The sequence below is a fragment of the Halomonas sp. 707D4 genome, from assembly GCF_024158685.1.
GTDB lineage: Bacteria > Pseudomonadota > Gammaproteobacteria > Pseudomonadales > Halomonadaceae > Vreelandella.
Window position 1 is genome coordinate 1 of sequence record NZ_JAMZBD010000589.1, and the last position, 1,658, is coordinate 1,658.

Annotated in this window: 1 protein-coding gene and 1 pseudogene; both read left to right on the forward strand. The window is 66.3% G+C overall.

The window, feature by feature from the left end; genetic code table 11:
* A partial coding sequence (locus tag BIS11_RS16890; RefSeq protein WP_253586629.1) for an autotransporter assembly complex family protein occupies positions 1-1,007 on the forward strand: 1,007 nt, incomplete at its 5' end.
* 9 nt (positions 1,008-1,016) lie between these two features.
* Positions 1,017-1,658: pseudogene (locus BIS11_RS16895) on the forward strand (translocation/assembly module TamB); the annotation flags it as partial.

A 1,658-nucleotide genomic window follows, 5' to 3' on the forward strand; every position in this document is an offset into this window, starting at 1 on the left:
CCAGTGCCTTGAGCATCGGCCAGCCGCCCACCAACCGGCTGCCCATCGACGTCACCGTCGAGCCCTCCGCCCGCCATCAGTTCGAGACCGGTATCGGCTACGCCACCGACGTGGGCCCGCGCCTGCGCTTTGGCTGGCAGCAGCCCTGGATCAACAGCCTCGGCCATAGCCTCAACCACGACCTCTACGTCTCGGCGCCGGAACAGCGCTTCACCGGGGTCTATAACATCCCGCTGGACGACCCGCTGCGCGACAGCTATCGACTCCAGTACGGTATCCGTAACCTCGACGACAGCGACACCCGCTCCCTCGAGGGCACCGTCGAGATCGCCCGGCGCTGGCAGTTCGACAACGATTGGGTGCAGACGCTCTACTTCAGAACCACCTACGAGGACTTCACCCAGGGCGGGCTCTCGGACCAGGTATGGCTCTTCTACCCGGGCATCCAGTGGTCGCGCACCCGCGCCGAACCCCAACGCTTTCCGCTGTGGGGCGACCGTCAGCAGCTGTCGCTCGAGTACTCGGACACGGTGTGGGGGTCGGACGCCCGCTTTGCCCGCATGACCGGTGATACCGAGTGGATTCGCACGCTGGGCGCGAACAACCGCTTCGTCGGGCGTATCAGCATCGGCGCCATCGAAACCGACGACTTCGACAAGATTCCGCCGTCGCTGCGCTTTTTCGCCGGTGGCGATCGCAGCGTGCGCGGCTACTCCTACGAGAGCCTGTCGCCGCGCAACGACGACGGGCGCCTGCGCGGTGGCCAGCAGATGCTGACCTCGACGCTCGAGTACCAGCGCCGGGTACGCGGCGACTGGTGGGGCGCCGCCTTTGTCGATACCGGCGATGCCTTCGATGACTGGGGCCCGGAAGACCTGAAGACCGGCGCCGGCCTCGGCGTGCGCTGGATCTCGCCGGTAGGACCCATTCGCTTCGACGTGGCGCACCCCTTCGACGACGATGACAACGACTACCGTCTGCATTTTTCCATCGGCCCCGAGTTCTAGGAGAGCCTCTTGAACGACGTTGCAACCCAGTCACCGCGCGCGCGCAAGCGGCTCTCCTCCAAACGGCGTACCTGGCTCGGCGTATGGAGCGTGATACGGCTGTTGATCCTGATTCCACTGTGGCTGTTCGGGCTCATCGCGCTCGTGCTGGGCGTCGCGCTTTCGCCCTGGGGCACGGCGCAGCTCTTCTCCCAGGCGGAAAAGCGCGGCTATCTGAACTACGAGGCCCAGTCCGGGGGGCTGCTTGAAGCGTTCACCCTGCAGGGCTTTCGCCTGGAACTGGGCGGCACGCGAATCGTCATCGATGATCTGGAGCTTCGCTGGGCGCAGGACTGCCTGCTGTCGGGAAGACTTTGCCTCGACACGCTGCGCGTCGACGGGGCGGACATTCGCCTGGCCCCCGGCGCCGATGAAGAGCCTCCCCAGGAAGAGACGTCACCGCTGCGCATCACCTTCCCGTTTGCGCTCGAAGTGCGCGAACTCGTTCTGAACGGGGTCGCCCTGCGCCTGGGCAACGGCACGCTGATCGAATGGACAGAGCTTGCCACGGCGGCGACCGCCGAAGGTCAGCACGTCGCGCTTGCGCCGAGCCGTATCGAGAATCCCCGCGTCTACCTGCCGCCCTCGGCGGGCGTGCGCTTGACCGAGGGC